The following is a 16,026-nucleotide window of genomic DNA, read 5'->3' as shown; positions in this document are numbered from 1 at the left end:
AGGCCTAGACATGACAAGCCCGTCCCCCACCTCGAAATCCATGACCATGGGTGAAGCAGGCCTGATGTCGGTATTCGCCGTTTCTGCCTATGTTTGCTTTTTCGCAGGAGCGATGGGGCACGATTCCGCATTTCGCTTCCACGCATTGCTGGCGTCCGCCGCCAGTCTGGCCGCCGCAAGCGTTATTCTCAATCGCTACTATGAACGCCCGGCGCAATTGCCGCCGGCGCAGATCAAGGGCCGGCCGAATTACAATCTCGCTCCAATCAAATTCGCCTCAGTGATGGCGATGTTCTGGGGTATCGCAGGCTTTTCGGTCGGCGTTTTTATCGCCTCGCAACTCGCCTGGCCCGCACTGAATTTCGATCTGCCTTGGACGAGCTTCGGCCGACTCCGCCCGCTGCATACGTCGGCCGTGATCTTTGCGTTCGGCGGAAACGTACTTATCGCGACCTCCTTCTACGTCGTGCAGAAGACCTGCCGCACGCGCCTCGCGGGCGATCTTGCGCCGTGGTTCGTGGTAGTTGGCTATAATTTTTTCATCCTGATCGCGGGCACCGGCTATCTGTTCGGCGCCACCCAGTCAAAGGAATACGCCGAGCCCGAATGGTACGCCGATCTCTGGCTCACCATCGTCTGGGTCACTTATCTCATCGTGTTCCTGGCGACATTGGTGAAAAGGAAGGAGCCGCACATTTTCGTCGCCAACTGGTTCTATCTCGCTTTTATCGTCACCATTGCGGTGCTCCACCTCGGCAACAATCCCGCAGCACCGGTCTCCGTGTTCGGCTCGAAATCCTACATCGCCTGGGGCGGTGTGCAGGACGCCATGTTTCAGTGGTGGTACGGCCACAACGCGGTCGGTTTCTTCCTGACCGCCGGCTTTCTGGCCATCATGTACTATTTCATTCCGAAAAGAGCCGAGCGCCCGGTCTATTCCTACCGCCTCTCGATCATCCACTTCTGGGCGCTGATCTTCCTCTACATCTGGGCCGGCCCTCACCATCTACATTACACCGCGCTGCCGGATTGGACGCAGACCCTGGGCATGACGTTCTCGATCATGCTGTGGATGCCCTCATGGGGCGGAATGATCAACGGCCTGATGACGCTCTCGGGTGCGTGGGACAAGCTGCGCACTGACCCGGTGCTCCGCATGCTCGTGGTCTCGGTGGCCTTTTATGGCATGTCGACGTTCGAGGGCCCCACCATGGCAATCAAGGTGGTCAACTCGCTCAGTCATTACACCGACTGGACGGTCGGCCACGTGCATTCCGGTGCGCTGGGCTGGGTCGGTTTTGTATCGTTCGGCGCGCTCTATTGCCTGGTTCCCTGGCTTTGGAAGCGCGAGCTGTACAGCCTCAAGCTCGTCAACTGGCACTTCTGGATCGCCTCGATCGGGATCGTGCTCTACATCTCGGCGATGTGGGTGTCTGGTGTCCTGCAAGGCCTGATGTGGCGCGCCTATACCCCGCTAGGTTTCCTCGAATACTCGTTCATCGAGTCGGTCGAGGCTATGCATCCCTTCTACATCATCCGCGCCGCGGGAGGCGCAATGTTCCTGATTGGAGCGCTGATCATGGCCGCCAATCTCTGGATGACCGTGAATGCAAAGCAAACCGATCAAATCCAGGACACTGGAGCGCTCCAAGTCGCGGAATAGGTCATCGCATGTCTCTTTGGAACCGACACAAGATCTTTGAGAAGAACTCGATCATCCTGATCGCAGGCATCCTTGCCGTGATCGCGATCGGCGGGCTGGTCGAGATCACGCCGCTGTTCTACCTCAAAAGTACGATCGAGGCCGTGGATGGCGTACGACCGTATACCCCGCTTGAGCTTGCGGGCCGCAACATCTACATACGCGAAGGCTGCTATGTGTGCCACTCGCAGATGATCCGGCCATTGCGTGACGAGGTCGAGCGCTACGGACATTACTCGCTGGCCGCCGAGAGCATGTATGATCACCCGTTTCAATGGGGCTCGAAGCGTACCGGCCCGGACCTCGCGCGTGTCGGCGCGAAATACTCCGATGAATGGCACGTCACGCATCTGACTAATCCGCGGGCCATCGTCCCGCGGTCGGTCATGCCTGGATACCCGACGCTGGCACGCACCGAGCTCGACCTGACCGACATGGCTGCACATCTGCGCACCAACCGGGCGGTCGGTGTCCCCTATACCGAAGATCAGATCAAGAACGCGGTCACTGACTTGAAGGCCCAACTCGATCCTGACAGCGCGGACCTCGCCTCGTTCCAGAAACGCTATCCGAAGGCAGCTGTGCGCAATTTCGACGGAAGCGTTGGCAATCCGACCGAACTCGATGCGCTCATCGCATACCTGCAGATGCTCGGAACGCTGATCGATTTCAAGCTCTACGACGAAAAAGCCAATCTGCGCTGAAGGATCCTGTGATGAAAGCCGTCATTTCCATCGAGAGCCTGGCGTCAAGCTTCGTCGTGAGCCTCTGGACGCCGTTGTTTGTCGGTATCTTCATGGCAATTGTTGTTTATGCGCTGTGGCCCGGCAATAGGCGGCGTTTTGACTCTGCGGCGCGCATGCCGCTGTGCCGGGATTACAGACCATGACTGACCGCAACGACTTCGATCGGATCTCTGGCCGCTCCACGACGGGACACGAATGGGATGGCATAAAGGAGCTCAACACGCCGCTGCCGCGCTGGTGGATCTCGACCTTCTACGCCACCATCCTTTGGGCGATCGGTTATTGGGTCGTCTATCCGGCCTGGCCGCTCCTCTCCAGCTACACGACCGGCGTATTTCAACATTCGACCCGCGCGAGTGTCGTCAACGATCTTGCCGGGCTCGAGAGGCTGCGGGGCGAGAAGATGGCGGTTCTCGGCAAAGCGTCTCTGACAGAGATCGAGACGGATCCGGCCCTGCTGGCACTGGCCCGTGCCCGGGGCAAGACGGTGTTCGCAGACAATTGCGCGCCATGCCATGGCAGCGGCGGCGCAGGTGCCAAGGGTTATCCCAATCTCAACGACGATGACTGGTTGTGGGGCGGATCGCTCGATCAGATCCAGCGGACCATCCAGTTCGGCGCACGGTCCGGGCACGCCCAGGCTCATGAGGGGCAAATGCTGGCCTTCGGCCGCGACGGCATCCTCAGGAAAGATGAGATCGCCACAGTAGCGAATTACGTGCGATCGCTGTCCGGCCTGTCAACAGTCGGCAATTTCGATGCCGCGGCCGGCACAAGGATCTTTGCCGACAATTGTGCGGTCTGTCATGGCGAGAACGCCAAAGGCAACCATGAGCTCGGCGCGCCGAATCTGACGGACCACATTTGGTTGTACGGCTCGGACGAGGAGACGCTGATCGAGACGATCAGCTATGGCCGTGGGGGCATCATGCCGGCCTGGAGCGGGCGGTTCGATTCCATCACGATCAAGGCACTTGCGGTCTATGTGCACTCGCTCGGTGGCGGACAATAGGTGAGATGAGCCGAGAAGCCACCGGCCCATCGACGAGGCTCTAAATCAGTCACCCGTGCCAGATGTAAGGTCGGCCATGAAGCTAGCCCTGAACAAGACTGGTGCGCGCGATAACCCGCCGATCGGCGAAGACGGGCCTCTCTATACAACTCATAAGAAGGTCCAGCCGCAGAGCGTCTGCGGCACTTTCCGCACGATCAAATGGCGGCTGATGGTGGTGTGTCTGGGCATCTACTATTTGCTGCCGTTCGTGCGTTGGCGTCGTGGCTTAGGCGTTCCTGACCAGGCGGTGTTGCTCGATTTCCCGAACCGGCGGTTCTACTTTTTCTTCATCGAGTTGTGGCCGCAGGAGCTTTATTACTTCACCGGGCTGCTCGTGCTTGCCGCGCTGGCACTATTCTTGATGAACGCGCTGGGCGGACGTATTTGGTGCGGCTATCTCTGTCCGCAAACGGCATGGACCGATCTGTTCTATGCGGTAGAGCGTTGGATCGAGGGCGATCGTCGCGACCGACTGAGGGCCGCCGCACGCCCGATGACAGTGGGGCGGGCGGCAAAGCGCGTGCTAAAGCACGCGGTCTGGTTGATGATCGCTTGGTGGACCGGTGGTGCCTGGGTGCTCTACTTCGCCGACGCGCATACATTGGTGCGCGATCTGGCGACATTTCAGGCGCCCGCGATCGCCTATATCTGGATCGGGATCCTGACCGCTACGACTTACCTGTTGGCCGGCTACATGCGCGAACAGGTTTGCGTGTATATGTGCCCCTGGCCGCGCATCCAGGCTGCGCTCACCGACGAGTGGGCACTCAATGTCACCTACAAGTACGATCGCGGCGAACAGCGCTGCTCGTTGAAGAAGTCATTCGATCTGCGCGCGCGGGGCGAAAAGATTGGAGACTGCATCGATTGCAATCAATGCGCGGCGGTCTGTCCGACCGGCGTCGACATTCGCAACGGCGCCCAGCTCGGCTGCATCCAGTGCGGGCTATGCATCGACGCCTGCGATGCCGTCATGAAGAAGATCGGGCGCGCAAGTCGCCTGATTGGTTACGACAACGACATCAATATCAGGCGCCGAATGGAAGGCAAGTCGGAGGTGTTCAAGCCGGTACGCCCGCGGACGATCGTATATGCGTCTTTGATCTCGGTCGTCTGTGCGATGATGCTTTATGGGGTGTTGTCCAGAACACTGCTCGACGTCAACGTGCTGCACGATCGTAATCCGATAGCGGTCAGGCTCAGCGATGGTTCCATTCGCAACGGCTACACGGTACGCTTGCTTAACAAACTCGCGTTCGACCGCGTCATTGCGATCGACATCGATGGACCGCCCCAAACGTCCGTCCACGTCGTCGGCGTAGATTCTGTGACCGTGGAACGACCGACGATTGTCTTGGCTCGCGATACCACGACAGAACTCCGCTTATTGGTGACCGCGCCGGCCGACGACACGCCGGAACGGTCGATGCCGGTGACATTTCGGGTCACCGACATTGGCCTCGGAGAGGTCGCCACCGCAACGGACCACTTCGTCTTCCCCTAAGAATTACTGACGAGATCTTGCCAATGACCGCATCAACTCCAGTCGCACGGCCCATTACCGGACGCTTTGTCCTGATCGCCATACTGGCTTTCTTCTCGGTCGTGATTGGCGCCAATTTGATCATGATGCGCTTTGCCATCACGACGCTGCCAGGAACTGAGGTTGACAGCGCCTACAGCGCGAGCCTCGCCTATCAGCGCGAGATCCTGGCGGCGCGGGACCAGAACGAGCGAAGCTGGCAGGTGCAGGTACATGTGGAACGGCAGTTCGACGGCCGGGCGGTGCTTGCGATCGAGGCGCGCGACCGCGCAGGCGCGCCTCTCGTAGGAATGAATTTCGAGGCCCGGCTCGAGCGACCGGTGGACCGCCGGGCCGATCTCGCGATCAACGTGGCTGAGCGCAGTGCTGGAACCTACCGAGGAGACGCCGCGGGGGTCGCTGTCGGAAGGTGGGATCTCGTGATCGAAGGCGGCGCTGACGGCCGCCGCATGTTTTTGTCGAAAAATCGCATCGTCTTGGACTGAGGGCAGATGAGCATGCAGGAGGACGTCGACTTTTCGCACTATTTGAAGAGGACAGGCACGGGCTTCGTCCAACTCGACCTCGCGGTAGAAGGGATCAATTGCGCGGGCTGCATGGGCGAGATCGAGCGCAATCTATCGAGCATTCCGGACGTGACCTCGGCGCGCGTGAATCTCACCGACAACCGACTGGCGCTGGAATGGAAAGCCGGCGCGCTCGATCCAGCGCTGTTCATCGAGCGGCTCGCTGAACTGGGCTATCGCGCATATCCCTTTCAACGGGACAATGCGGAGACACTGGAATCGGAGCGGGCGCGGGACTTGCTGCGGCGGCTGGGCGTGGCTGCTTTTGCCGCGATGAACGTTATGATGCTCTCGATCCCGGTATGGTCCGGCAATGTCTCGGACATGCTGCCGGAGCAGCGCGACTTCTTTCACTGGCTCTCCGCGCTGATCGTGCTTCCTGCCGCGGCTTATTCGGCGCAGCCGTTCTTCTTTTCAGCTTTTACCGCGCTACGGGCGCGCGGGGCCAATATGGACGTGCCGATCAGCATCGGCATCGTACTCGCGTTGGCGACTTCGCTGATCGAGACCATCGCTCATGCCGAGTATGCATATTTTGACGCGGCGATCATGTTGATCGCCTTCCTACTCGCAGGCCGCTATCTCGACCAGAATGTGAGGCGGCGCACCCGCGCCTTCGCAGGCAATCTTGCCGCGCTCAAGGCGGAGACCGCCGCGAAGTTCATAAGCCCGACGGAGATCAGAACCGTTCCGGCATCAACGATCAAACCGGGCGACGTCGTGCTGGTCCGACCCGGCGAATGCTGTACCGTCGATGGCGACGTGATCGACGGCCGCTCCGAGGTCGATCAAAGCCTCATTACGGGTGAGACCTTGCCCGCGCTAGTGGTGCCCGGCAGCGCGGTGTTCGCCGGTACATTGGTGCGATCGGGTACCTTGCGCGTTCGCGCGGTGGCGGCCTCGCAGGACACGCTGCTCGCCGAGATTTCTCGGCTACTTGATCATGCCCTGCAAGCCCGCTCGCGCTACCTACGCCTAGCCGAGCGCGCCTCGCGGGTCTATGCCCCGATCGTCCATGCAACTGCCTTTCTGACGATGCTCGGTTGGCTTGCCTCTGGCGCAACCTTCCATGATGCGATCGTCACGGCGATCGCGGTCTTGATCATCACGTGTCCTTGCGCGCTGGGTCTGGCTATACCGGCGGTGCAGACCGTGGCGTCCGGCGTGCTGTTCAGGTCCGGAGTGCTGCTTAACGCCGGGGATGCGATCGAGCGCATGGCCGAAGTGAACCGGGTGGTCTTCGACAAGACCGGAACGCTGACGTTGCCGGAGCTCGATGTCGCCAATCTCGCCAACATTCCGGAAGATGTCGTCGAATTGGCGGGCCGGCTTGCATTATCGAGCCGCCATCCGGTCGCCACGGCCGTGGCGCGAGCTGCTGGCGCAAGCGAGCCGCTGGCCGATATCGAAGAGGAGCTGGGGCAGGGTGTTAGGGGTTACTATCAAGGGTCGGAGATCCGGCTCGGCCGCCCGTCCTTCTGTGGTGCTGACAGCCTCGCCGACGAGGCTCTTTGCCGAGATCCAGAGGCTTCTATCGTCGCCTTTAGACACGGCGACAGCAAGCACGTCTTCGCCGTCCGCCAACGCGTGCGGCCAGACGCGCACGAGGTCGTCGCGGGCCTCGCGAGCCTTGGGGTCGCGGTAGAGATCGTGTCGGGAGATCGCGAGCCAGCAGTTCGGCGCACGGCCGAGACGCTCGGCATTCAAAATTGGCGCGCCGGCGTCTCGCCGACGGATAAGGTCGCCCGGGTCGAAGGCCTGACGGACGAGGGATACAAGGTGCTGATGGTCGGCGATGGCTTGAACGACGCGCCCGCGCTCGCAACGGCTCATGCCTCGATGTCGCCTGTTACGGCCACTCATATGAGCCAGGCGGTCGCTGATGCGGTCTTCCTCGGTGAGCGTCTTCGGCCCGTGATGACGGCGGTTATGACCTCGCGCAAGGCGCTGCGGCTGATGCGGCAGAACCTTTGGCTCGCTGTCCTCTACAATGTCCTGGCAGTCCCGGTTGCGATCGCCGGCCTGGTGACGCCGCTAATTGCCGCCGCGGCGATGTCAGGTTCGTCCGTGCTGGTTATGCTCAATGCGCTGCGGGCGCGACGGGGCGAGGCAGTCTGATGGAGGTTCTGATCTATCTGGTTCCACTCGCTCTTGCACTGGGCTTCGTTGGCCTGCTCGGCTTTCTGTGGGCGCTGAACAGTGGTCAGTATGACGATCTCGATGGCGCGGCCTGGCGCGCCCTCGCCGATGACGAGCCCGACGAGGCGCCGGTCCAAATAGTGCAGATGGGCCAGCGTAATAGCGACGGTCCCCGCTGGGACGAGAGTGCTAGCTCGGCCGTTCCGGTGGTCCAGGGGGCAACTGAAAGACGCGTGGTCGCAAGGACAGGCAGCGATAACTTGTTGATCAGGGCAATTCGTGCAGACGCGATGCGGGAAGATTTGGCAATACCGGCGAGGACGTGGGCGAACCAAGCCTTGGGTTGACCTCGTCAAGGCGACAGGTCGTGATCATTGCCAACATGATGGCGGCCCGGTTGGCGCCGCGCTGGCTGCCGGCGAAGGTCCAGTTCCACCTTCCAAAACGATGCCTCTCAATGCACGCCCAGCACAATTGTTAAAGGGCATGATGTTTTCAGCGCTCAAACCCGGTGGAGAGGACTGGTCGTCCGGATTAGTCTGTCGAAGCCGGGATAGGGGCGCTGGAGCACGAAACGGTGGCAGGCCGCCATGACCATGAGCTGTGAGCTCGCTTTGTTACTTGGCCGCCCCCTACGACTTGCCCGGCTGCGCTGCGAGCGCGGATCCGTAGATGTCGTGCAAGCCACTGGCTCCTAAGACAAAGGAGAACCAAGCATGCAAATCGTTGGCATGGATATCCACCGATCGTTCGCCCAGGTGGCGATCCTGGAGGACGGAACAATAATCCGACAGCTCCGCGTAGAGCTCGTTCACGATAGGCTTGTCGCCTTCGCCAAGACACTCAGCCTCGAGGATGAGGTGGTCATCGAGGTGACGGGCAACAGCGCCGCGGTCGAACGTCTTCTGCGCCCGCACGTTAAGCGCATCGCGGTCGCCAATCCGAGGCTCGTTCGGGCGATCGCCTATGCGCGAGTCAAAACGGACAAGGTCGATGCTGGGACCCTGGCAAAGTTGCATGCTGCCGGCTTCTTGCCGGAGGTCTGGGTTGCTGACGAGGACACCTACAGCCGCCGGCGCCAGATGGCCGAGCGCGCTGGCGTCTTGGCGCAGATCATCCGGATTAAAGGACGCATGAAGGCTATCCTGCATGCCAACCTCATCCCGCCCTACAAAGGCTATCTGTTCGGCAAGCGCGGACAGCATTGGCTGGACAGTCTGCCTCTTCCACCGGAGGAGCGTGCAATGCTCTGGCGTCTGATCGCGGAACTCGAACGCGTGACGAAGCAACTGTCGGAGATCGACAAAGTCGTGGCCGAGCAGGCTCTGGGCGATCCACGGGCCCTCAAGCTGATGACGATCCCCGGCGTGAGTTCGGTTGTCGCATCGAGTGTACTGGCCTCCATCGGCGACATTGCACGCTTCCCGTCGCCGGATAAGCTCAGCAGCTATTTCGGGTTGACTCCGCGGGTTCGGCAGTCAGGCGAGCACCCGGCACGGCATGGCCGGATCTCGAAACAGGGCAACCGTGACGCCCGCAAGATGCTGGTTGAAGCGGCGTGGTCAGCCAAGACGGCGCCGGGTCCGTTGCGAGCATTCTTCAACCGCACGCAGAAAAAGCACGGGGCCGGGGTCGCAGCCGTCGCGACGGCGCGCAAGCTCGCAGTCATGATCTGGCACGTCCTGACGACCGGGAAGGACTATGGAGCTTACGCGCGGCCAGCGTTCACGGCAATGAAACTCCGGAAGGTGGCTCTCAAGGCTGGGGCTCCCCGTGCCTACGGCAAGGCTGGCCCGGGCCGGGACTATTGGATTAAGGAAATCCGCGAACGGGAAGCTGGCTACGTCGCACGCGTCGAGCAGGCGTACGAGCGGATGGTGACGGCCTGGAAGGAGAAGCCAAAAAAAGTTGCCATGAACTGACGGTAGGGCTTCTCAACACCATCCGTGGTCATGCAGATCCTGCCATCGTCGAGGAAGCGGGCGAAGTCGTCCCAGCGCCCTCTCCGTGAATAACCCATGAGAGAGCGAATGAAGCAGGAGCGAATCGCGGAAGGCTCGTCGCGGATTTGCGAGAGCGATCCACGGATCAACTGTGGCTTGGCACCTATGCGTGCACCTGCGGTGCCGCCGTATGCCGCTTTGCAACCAGAGCAATGACGAGTCCTCGGCTCCCATGCCGGCGGAAGGCGTCATCGGCGGCAAGGAAGGCGGGTCCTGAAACCGATGAAGCCTGCGACGATTGAGAGCCCGCGGGGGGCGTTTCATGTTGCGGATGTGGCGGTGCATTGTTCCACAAGCGACGGCCTCGTCAGCTTCCGGAAAGCCTATCCAGATAGGATCAGCTCAATTGATTTCTTGGATGTGAGGCTAGCGTGGACCCGTACAATTCCGATCCATCCAATGTAACAGCTTGGTCCCAGGTGCATCACGCCGTCTTGGAAGAGAACCAGGGCGGCCAGGCCGGGCAAGCGGGCTTTGAGCAGCACTTGGCCGAGGCGCGCCCACCCGATCCACCTCCTGTCTCCCGTGGCGGCCGCAACTACCATCCCGATCTCTCTGCAGAACATCGAAACCTTATCGATAAGGCGATTGCCCAATATGCGGATCAGAAAAAGCCAAGCAAGAAGACGGTTAAGCGCTATACTCAGGCGCTTCGCCGACTTGGAAATCATCTTGGCGCTCATCGTCAAACGATTGTTCTGGAGGAACACGAGTCCTTGATCCGTTACGTCAAGACTTACTTCCCAAAGGACGAAGACATGAAGAAGGGGTTGAATATCCTTCGTTCGTATCATGATTCGAGCTATGTAGCTTCTGGCGGGCGGCCGCGCACGATCCCCTCAGCGGAAGACGCGCCCCTCTCGGAGCGGCTTAATGCCAGCGGCATGACGTCGGGCAGCGCTGCTCGTCATGATCGTAGTCTTCGCAGATTTTCTAACGCGCTTAAAGTTGAAGGCTGCTCGATATCCGAGCTAGACCACGCTGCGCGCATTGAATTTGCTCAGAAGTTGTTCCCGAAGGACGAGCATCTATTGTTCGCGTTAGGCAAGGTCGGCGATGCCGAGCACGTTTCCGGAGCGGGTGCGTCCCGGAAGCCCCGCGGTCATACTGTCCCGTCGCCCACATTGCATCTTTATCCCGACGACGCCCGCATCATTGATAGCCTGGAAAAGGCAGAGCTGAGCCTGCTCAAATCCGAGGATACTAGGAGAAAAGTTGTTCAAAATCTGGCCGGCAACCAACGAAGATTCGGTGCTTGGCTACAAAGGAACGGGCGAGGGAGCATAGTGAGCCGGCTCACCGGCACCAGTGAGCAGCAAAAGTCGTTGAATAACGATCACAGGGACTTCAAAAAAGCCAGTCGAAACGCTGACATGGGCTTCGATCGTCTTCGGAGCTACCTATGCCTCGTCGAGGCGAACGCTGCGCTGGGCGTCTCCCCTGAGGAGGCGGGTGGGGAGCCGCGGCGTGACGAGTCGAGCTCAACGTGGTCGCCGCACCTGCCGCATATTGAGCGGCCGACGCCGGAAGCGGTACCAGATGGGTCGTCGGCGATCTACCGAGGTCTCAACTCTTTCGTTGACCTGCCGTATACGCCGCAGCAGATGCGCGACGATGCCCAGTCAGCGCCGGTGAGTGGAACTGTTGCCAGACCGCCGCTCTTCACCGGACCATCGGATGCGCCAGCTCAGTCGGCAGACACCTTCCGCGGTCTTCAGTCTTTCGTTGATCTGCCGTACACGCCACAGCAGATGCGTGACGATGCTCAGTCAGCGCCGGTGGGTAGGGCTGACGCCAGACCGCCGCTCTTCATCGGACCATCGGATACGCCAGCTCAGTCGGCAGATACCTTCCGCGGACTTCAGTCTTTCGTTGATCTGCCGTACACGCCGCAGCAGATGCGTGACGATGCTCAGTCAGCGCCGGTGGGTGGGGCTGTCGCCAAACCGGTGCGATTCACCAAACCGTCGGACGCGCCAGCTCAGTCGGCAGACACCTTCCGCGGTCTTCAGTCTTTCGTTGATCTGCCGTACACGCCGCAGCAGATGCTTGACGATGCTCAGTCAGCACCGGCGGGTGGGGCTGTCGCCAAACCGCTCTTCACCAAATCATGGGACGCGCCAGCTCAGTCGGCAGACACCTTCCGCGGTCTTCAGTCTTTCGTTGATCTGCCGTACACGCCGCAGCAGATGCTTGACGATGCTCAGTCAGCACCGGCGGGTGGGGCTGTCGCCAAACCGCTCTTCACCAAATCATGGGACGCGCCAACTCAGTCGGCAGACACCTTCCGCGGTCTTCAGTCTTTCGTTGATCTGCCGAACACGCCGCAGCAGATGCGCGACGATGCTCAGTCAGCGCCGGTGGGTGGGGCTGTCGCCAACCCGCCGCTCTTCACCGGATCATCGGACGCGCCAGCTCAGTCGGCAGACACCTTCCGCGGTCTTCAGTCTTTCGTTGATCTGCCGAACACGCCACAGCAGATGCGCGACGATGCTCAGTCAGCGCCGGTGGGTGGGGCTGTCGCCAACCCGCCGCTCTTCACCGGACCGTCGGACGCGCCAGCTCAGTCGGGAGATACCTTCCGCGGTCTTCAGTCTTTCGTTGATCTGCCGCTCACGCCGCAGCAGATGCGCGACGATGCTCAGTCAGCGCCAGTGCTCAGCCCTGCCGGTAAACCCGCGTTCTTCGTCGGGCGGTCGGGCGTACGTCAGGCGCTTGAGGACATCGGACACCGAGTCGACGCGGATTGGCAGGATAGCCGCCAGCCGGTGCCGGATTTCTTACACAATGTCCGGGATAACATCGGGGGCCTGCCGCCCCAGTCCAGCGGCCCAACCCAGGTCTCCGTCAATGGTGAGACCCGCTCGATCCCATTGGGGCCGCTAGGACGCCGCGGTGCGCAGGTCATCCATCATCCTCGCCCGTCTCCCGTCCCGAGTGCTCGGATCGGCCCCTCGGCTACCGTTGCCTCTTCCGGCCAGCGCAGCGAGGCCGTCCTCGGCCCCACGCAGTGGTTGGGTGACGAGCATATCCAGCGGGACTATGAGCTCCTGGCGCAGGAGTTGCTGCAGAACAATCCGGATCTCGCCGCCCGGACGCGGTTCGTGGATCCCCTGATAGCCCAAATGTTGCGATCCCCCTCCAAGGAGATAGCCGAACGAGCATTAGGGTGGGTTCGTCATGATACCGCCGACTTCCTGTTTCTGCCGGTAAGCGATGCCAGCGATACGGATAGGCATCAGCGCGGCAGTCACTGGTCGATGCTGCTGGTTGACCGCCGCAATTGGGGCGGGCCGATCGCCTTTCATTATGACTCCACCCAGGGATACAATGACAGGCCCGCAGCGGTACTCGCAGGACGGCTCGACGCTAACCTGCAACGGGCCCCGATAAGACAGCAGCAGAACGGCTATGACTGCGGCGTCTTTGTCGTGGACGGCACCCGGGAACTTGTAAGACGATTGGCAGCAAGACGGCCGGACCTGAACCTCAACCTCAACGATCTTGTCATCAGTCGACCGGCACTGCGGGACCGACTAGGCGCAGGTGTCGGCTTCAGCTGAACAGGGCGCGTGCCTGTAAATGCGCTTCTCGCCGATCGAAAATCCGCAATCGGTGTGTTCGCAAAGCATCATAGTGTCTCACGTGAGGAGCTGAGTACGCATACGACGAGACCACCTGAGCGACGCATGAACGCGGGCACGGCGAGCTCCATGGATGGCATTGCGTGAGGTCAGGCGACCTGCTGATCGGCGGGCTTGTCGGCTCGGCGCAGGAGCTTCCATTGCCAGGGCAGCAATGCGCCATGATCAGCAACAAATGCTCGGCAGCACGTCTGACTACCGACACACCGCGAGGTCGCATTGTCCGGCAAGCTTGAGGACGGCCTCGCGGCGAGGAAAAAGTCGATCGATAACGCCGGTCAGCTTTGGATCGGTCAGGCTAAGCCATCTTATCGCGCCTTTGGCCCAATAAGGCGGCCGCATTTTTCGCGGCGCAATAGCACCGATCGCCGACCATCAGGCGGCGGCTTCGTCTTCCTTTCTCGCCAAATATGCATACATCACATCAAAAGAAAATTGGAGGAAGATCGTGCCATCAAGGCTGAAGCCGTGGCCGCTCATCTTAACGTCAGCCGAAGCCCCTCTATGAGATATCATCGCGGGCGGTCAATCCAGCGTTTGCCGTTCTCGGCCCGCGTCAAGAGAGGTGAAAGCTGCCTGTTCATAAGAACACACTTGTCCCTCCAACCTTGAGCCGAGACCGGACGACGGGACTCGATCTGGTGTTCTCGCCAGCGCAAGGAGGCTCTGACAGTCTAGACAGCGCAGCGCGCCAAGCGTAGTAGGCGACCGTGGTAGAGATTGCTACGATATCTCATAGTCCTCGAGCGTTGAGCCTCCCCGCCTAATACAAATCACGAACATGCCTGGTTCGGAGTTTGTGCAAACTTACCACACCCTGCTTGCTCACTTCCTTCCAGCAACATGTTAGTCTGCGGGCTTAGCTTCGAATAACCAGACGAAGCCCCTCAAGACGGCATCTGTACTAAGTTCACAATAGTCGAGCTGCGTTGTCTTCTGAACACATATCATGGCGCGAGTTCCGATGATTGCCTCTTTTTTTACGGTCGTCGCTCCTAAAAAACTATGTTACAAGCCGCTCCTCTCAAAAGGAGCATTCACTGTGAAAAAAGCAACCAAGAAACGCGTTAAGCGGCGCGAGTGGACCAAGGCAGATATCAAGGAGCTCAAAGTCCATTCGAAGGCTCGGACTCCCGTCATAAAAATTGCAAAAATGACCAAACGCAGCGTCGGTGCGTTGCGCCAGAAGGCGTTAAATCTCGGAATAGGACTCGGACATCAGCGGTAGCTTACTTAGCAGCGCTGGTAGCCGGCACAAAAGGGCGGCTCGCAGGCCGCCCTTTACGGCCGTTGAAATTGCTTTGCACGGGCTGCCAATTGCTTTGTGGAAAGAGCTTTTCACGCGCTTGGTCTGTCACTCTCGAGGAAAGGGCTCAAGTGCTTCGTGATCCTTGAGGTTTAAAGGAGCACGGCCCCGAAGGCCCCCGGTATGATCGAGAGCGACGAGACAATCGTACAATCGGTCCTGCTTCGAATGTTTCAAGGTTGGAAATTGTTTCGATGGTCGCTCGTTCCCGTTAAGGGGTCGAGGAATGCGGCGGATCGCTGTTAAGGGCCTCGATTGTTCTCGGAGACGGCGAGAGGGGGCGCTCCAATTAGCAAACCGCATCGCTGCAAGTCTTGACACCCACGCCGCCGCAGTTGAAGCTCATGCTAGGCTAAAGCTTTGGCGTAAGCGGTGGCCGCGGAGTTTGTTGGTGAACTTGAGCTGCCAAGCGATAAGGCGCGCTCAGCAGCAACTGAAAAAGCGCTCTGTTAGCTTGATAGACGGCGGCGGAGCGATTGCGTGCGAAACCCATCATCACCTGCGCGCCTTCGGCGGTGTGAAGGGACCATAACCACCTTCGACCGCGCCGCCTCACGAAATATTCGAAGGCCGGGAGAGTCGGATGGTTAGCCAGCTTCATTTCTGACGATTGCTCGTTTTGGTCTTCTGGATGCCAGAGCGGGCCTTCTCCAAGCGATGCCTCACTGCGGCCAGCCCGGTAATGAACTCGCTTGATCCGTCAGGGCCGAACTCGTCAAAAGCCTGTACATCCTGCGCTTCCTCTCGAGGCGTCAAACTTGCGAGATGCTTGCGCGTTTTGGCGGTCAGCGACATCTGAACTACTCGTGCATCGGCTGTGGAGGGTTTGCGCCGCAGGAATCCCTTTTTCTCCAGGAGTTTTGAGTGGGTCGTGACGAAAGAAGGATCGACGTGCATCAACCGTGACACCAGATTGACGGACACACCTTTTTCTTTGCCCAGGTAGTCCACTGCCATCAGGATCATCCACTGTGGCCCAGTGATACCAAGCATATTGGCACGGAATTTGGCGAGTTCTTCGAGGCAGGCACTGATCGATCTGATCTCCCACATGAACGGCCGGAATATCTCCTGTCCGTCAGTGGAGATACGATAAGGCGCGGTTGCTGGATTAGGTAAATCCGGCGGCATCGTGAGCCAAGGTTCCATCCTTCACAGACTTTTATTAGCGCGGATTAGAAATCGGGACAACGCCGCAAGAGCAAGCAACTCAGATACTTGGTACAGTTCGGACGGATTGTGGGGGTTGCGATAGCACGGCGGGCAGAGCCGCTACGCGCTCATTGTGTTGACCGGCCGGGGGCAGATAGTTGCGGCGGGGCG

At 60.0% G+C, this 16,026-nt stretch carries 11 protein-coding genes and 2 pseudogenes; 11 read left to right on the top strand and 2 right to left on the bottom strand.

Annotated elements, in window-relative coordinates; all coding sequences use genetic code 11:
* The first annotated feature begins 10 nt into the window (after nucleotides 1–10).
* The 8 genes and pseudogenes from ccoN to ccoS form a co-directional block, all read left to right on the top strand.
* On the top strand, nucleotides 11–1,663 hold the full coding sequence (gene ccoN, locus ACVMB0_RS36995) for a cytochrome-c oxidase, cbb3-type subunit I (protein ID WP_461349375.1): 1,653 nt from the start codon (nucleotides 11–13) through the stop codon (nucleotides 1,661–1,663).
* Between the two features lie 8 nt (nucleotides 1,664–1,671).
* On the top strand, nucleotides 1,672–2,406 hold the full coding sequence (gene ccoO / locus ACVMB0_RS36990; RefSeq protein ID WP_461349374.1) for a cytochrome-c oxidase, cbb3-type subunit II: 735 nt from the start codon (nucleotides 1,672–1,674) through the stop codon (nucleotides 2,404–2,406).
* A gap of 11 nt (nucleotides 2,407–2,417) precedes the next feature.
* On the top strand, nucleotides 2,418–2,591 hold the full coding sequence (locus ACVMB0_RS36985) for a cbb3-type cytochrome c oxidase subunit 3 (RefSeq protein WP_461349373.1): 174 nt from the start codon (nucleotides 2,418–2,420) through the stop codon (nucleotides 2,589–2,591).
* On the top strand, nucleotides 2,588–3,460 hold the full coding sequence (gene ccoP / locus ACVMB0_RS36980) for a cytochrome-c oxidase, cbb3-type subunit III (protein WP_461349372.1): 873 nt from the start codon (nucleotides 2,588–2,590) through the stop codon (nucleotides 3,458–3,460). Before ACVMB0_RS36985 ends, ccoP begins: the two co-directional genes overlap by 4 nt.
* A gap of 76 nt (nucleotides 3,461–3,536) precedes the next feature.
* The gene (gene ccoG, locus ACVMB0_RS36975) at nucleotides 3,537–5,006 is read left to right on the top strand and encodes a cytochrome c oxidase accessory protein CcoG (protein WP_461349371.1); all 1,470 of its coding nucleotides are present in this window, start codon (nucleotides 3,537–3,539) and stop codon (nucleotides 5,004–5,006) included.
* Between the two features lie 23 nt (nucleotides 5,007–5,029).
* Entirely contained in the window at nucleotides 5,030–5,530 is a 501-nt protein-coding gene (locus ACVMB0_RS36970) for a FixH family protein (RefSeq protein ID WP_461349370.1), read from the top strand.
* A gap of 12 nt (nucleotides 5,531–5,542) precedes the next feature.
* On the top strand, nucleotides 5,543–7,729 hold the full coding sequence (locus ACVMB0_RS36965; RefSeq protein ID WP_461349777.1) for a heavy metal translocating P-type ATPase: 2,187 nt from the start codon (nucleotides 5,543–5,545) through the stop codon (nucleotides 7,727–7,729).
* Nucleotides 7,729–7,887: pseudogene (gene ccoS / locus ACVMB0_RS36960) on the top strand (cbb3-type cytochrome oxidase assembly protein CcoS); the annotation flags it as partial. The gene ACVMB0_RS36965 and the pseudogene ccoS, both read left to right, overlap by 1 nt.
* 130 nt (nucleotides 7,888–8,017) lie before the next feature.
* Here the strand turns inward: ccoS and ACVMB0_RS36955 are convergent.
* A pseudogene (locus ACVMB0_RS36955) lies at nucleotides 8,018–8,229 on the bottom strand (IS66 family transposase); the annotation flags it as partial.
* Nucleotides 8,230–8,481: 252 nt separating this feature from the next.
* On the opposite strand from ACVMB0_RS36955, the gene ACVMB0_RS36950 reads away from it, so the two are divergent.
* From ACVMB0_RS36950 to ACVMB0_RS36940, 3 genes are all read left to right on the top strand, one after another.
* Entirely contained in the window at nucleotides 8,482–9,672 is a 1,191-nt protein-coding gene (locus ACVMB0_RS36950) for an IS110 family RNA-guided transposase (RefSeq protein WP_461349776.1), read from the top strand.
* Nucleotides 9,673–10,124: 452 nt separating this feature from the next.
* A complete protein-coding gene (locus ACVMB0_RS36945; RefSeq protein WP_461349369.1) occupies nucleotides 10,125–13,316 on the top strand; it encodes a Ulp1 family isopeptidase in 3,192 nt (1,063 codons plus the stop codon).
* 1,123 nt (nucleotides 13,317–14,439) lie between these two features.
* Nucleotides 14,440–14,625, top strand: coding sequence for a hypothetical protein (locus tag ACVMB0_RS36940; RefSeq protein WP_076829490.1), 186 nt, complete (start codon nucleotides 14,440–14,442; stop codon nucleotides 14,623–14,625).
* Nucleotides 14,626–15,300: 675 nt separating this feature from the next.
* Here the strand turns inward: ACVMB0_RS36940 and ACVMB0_RS36935 are convergent.
* Nucleotides 15,301–15,852, bottom strand: a complete 552-nt coding sequence (locus tag ACVMB0_RS36935) for a MarR family winged helix-turn-helix transcriptional regulator (protein ID WP_461349368.1) — start codon at nucleotides 15,850–15,852, stop codon at nucleotides 15,301–15,303.
* Nucleotides 15,853–16,026 lie beyond the last annotated feature (174 nt).

The sequence above is a fragment of the Bradyrhizobium sp. USDA 4451 genome (assembly GCF_054822585.1).
Note: the sequence above shows the minus strand (reverse complement) of the source record. Positions and strands in the feature narration are given on the sequence as shown.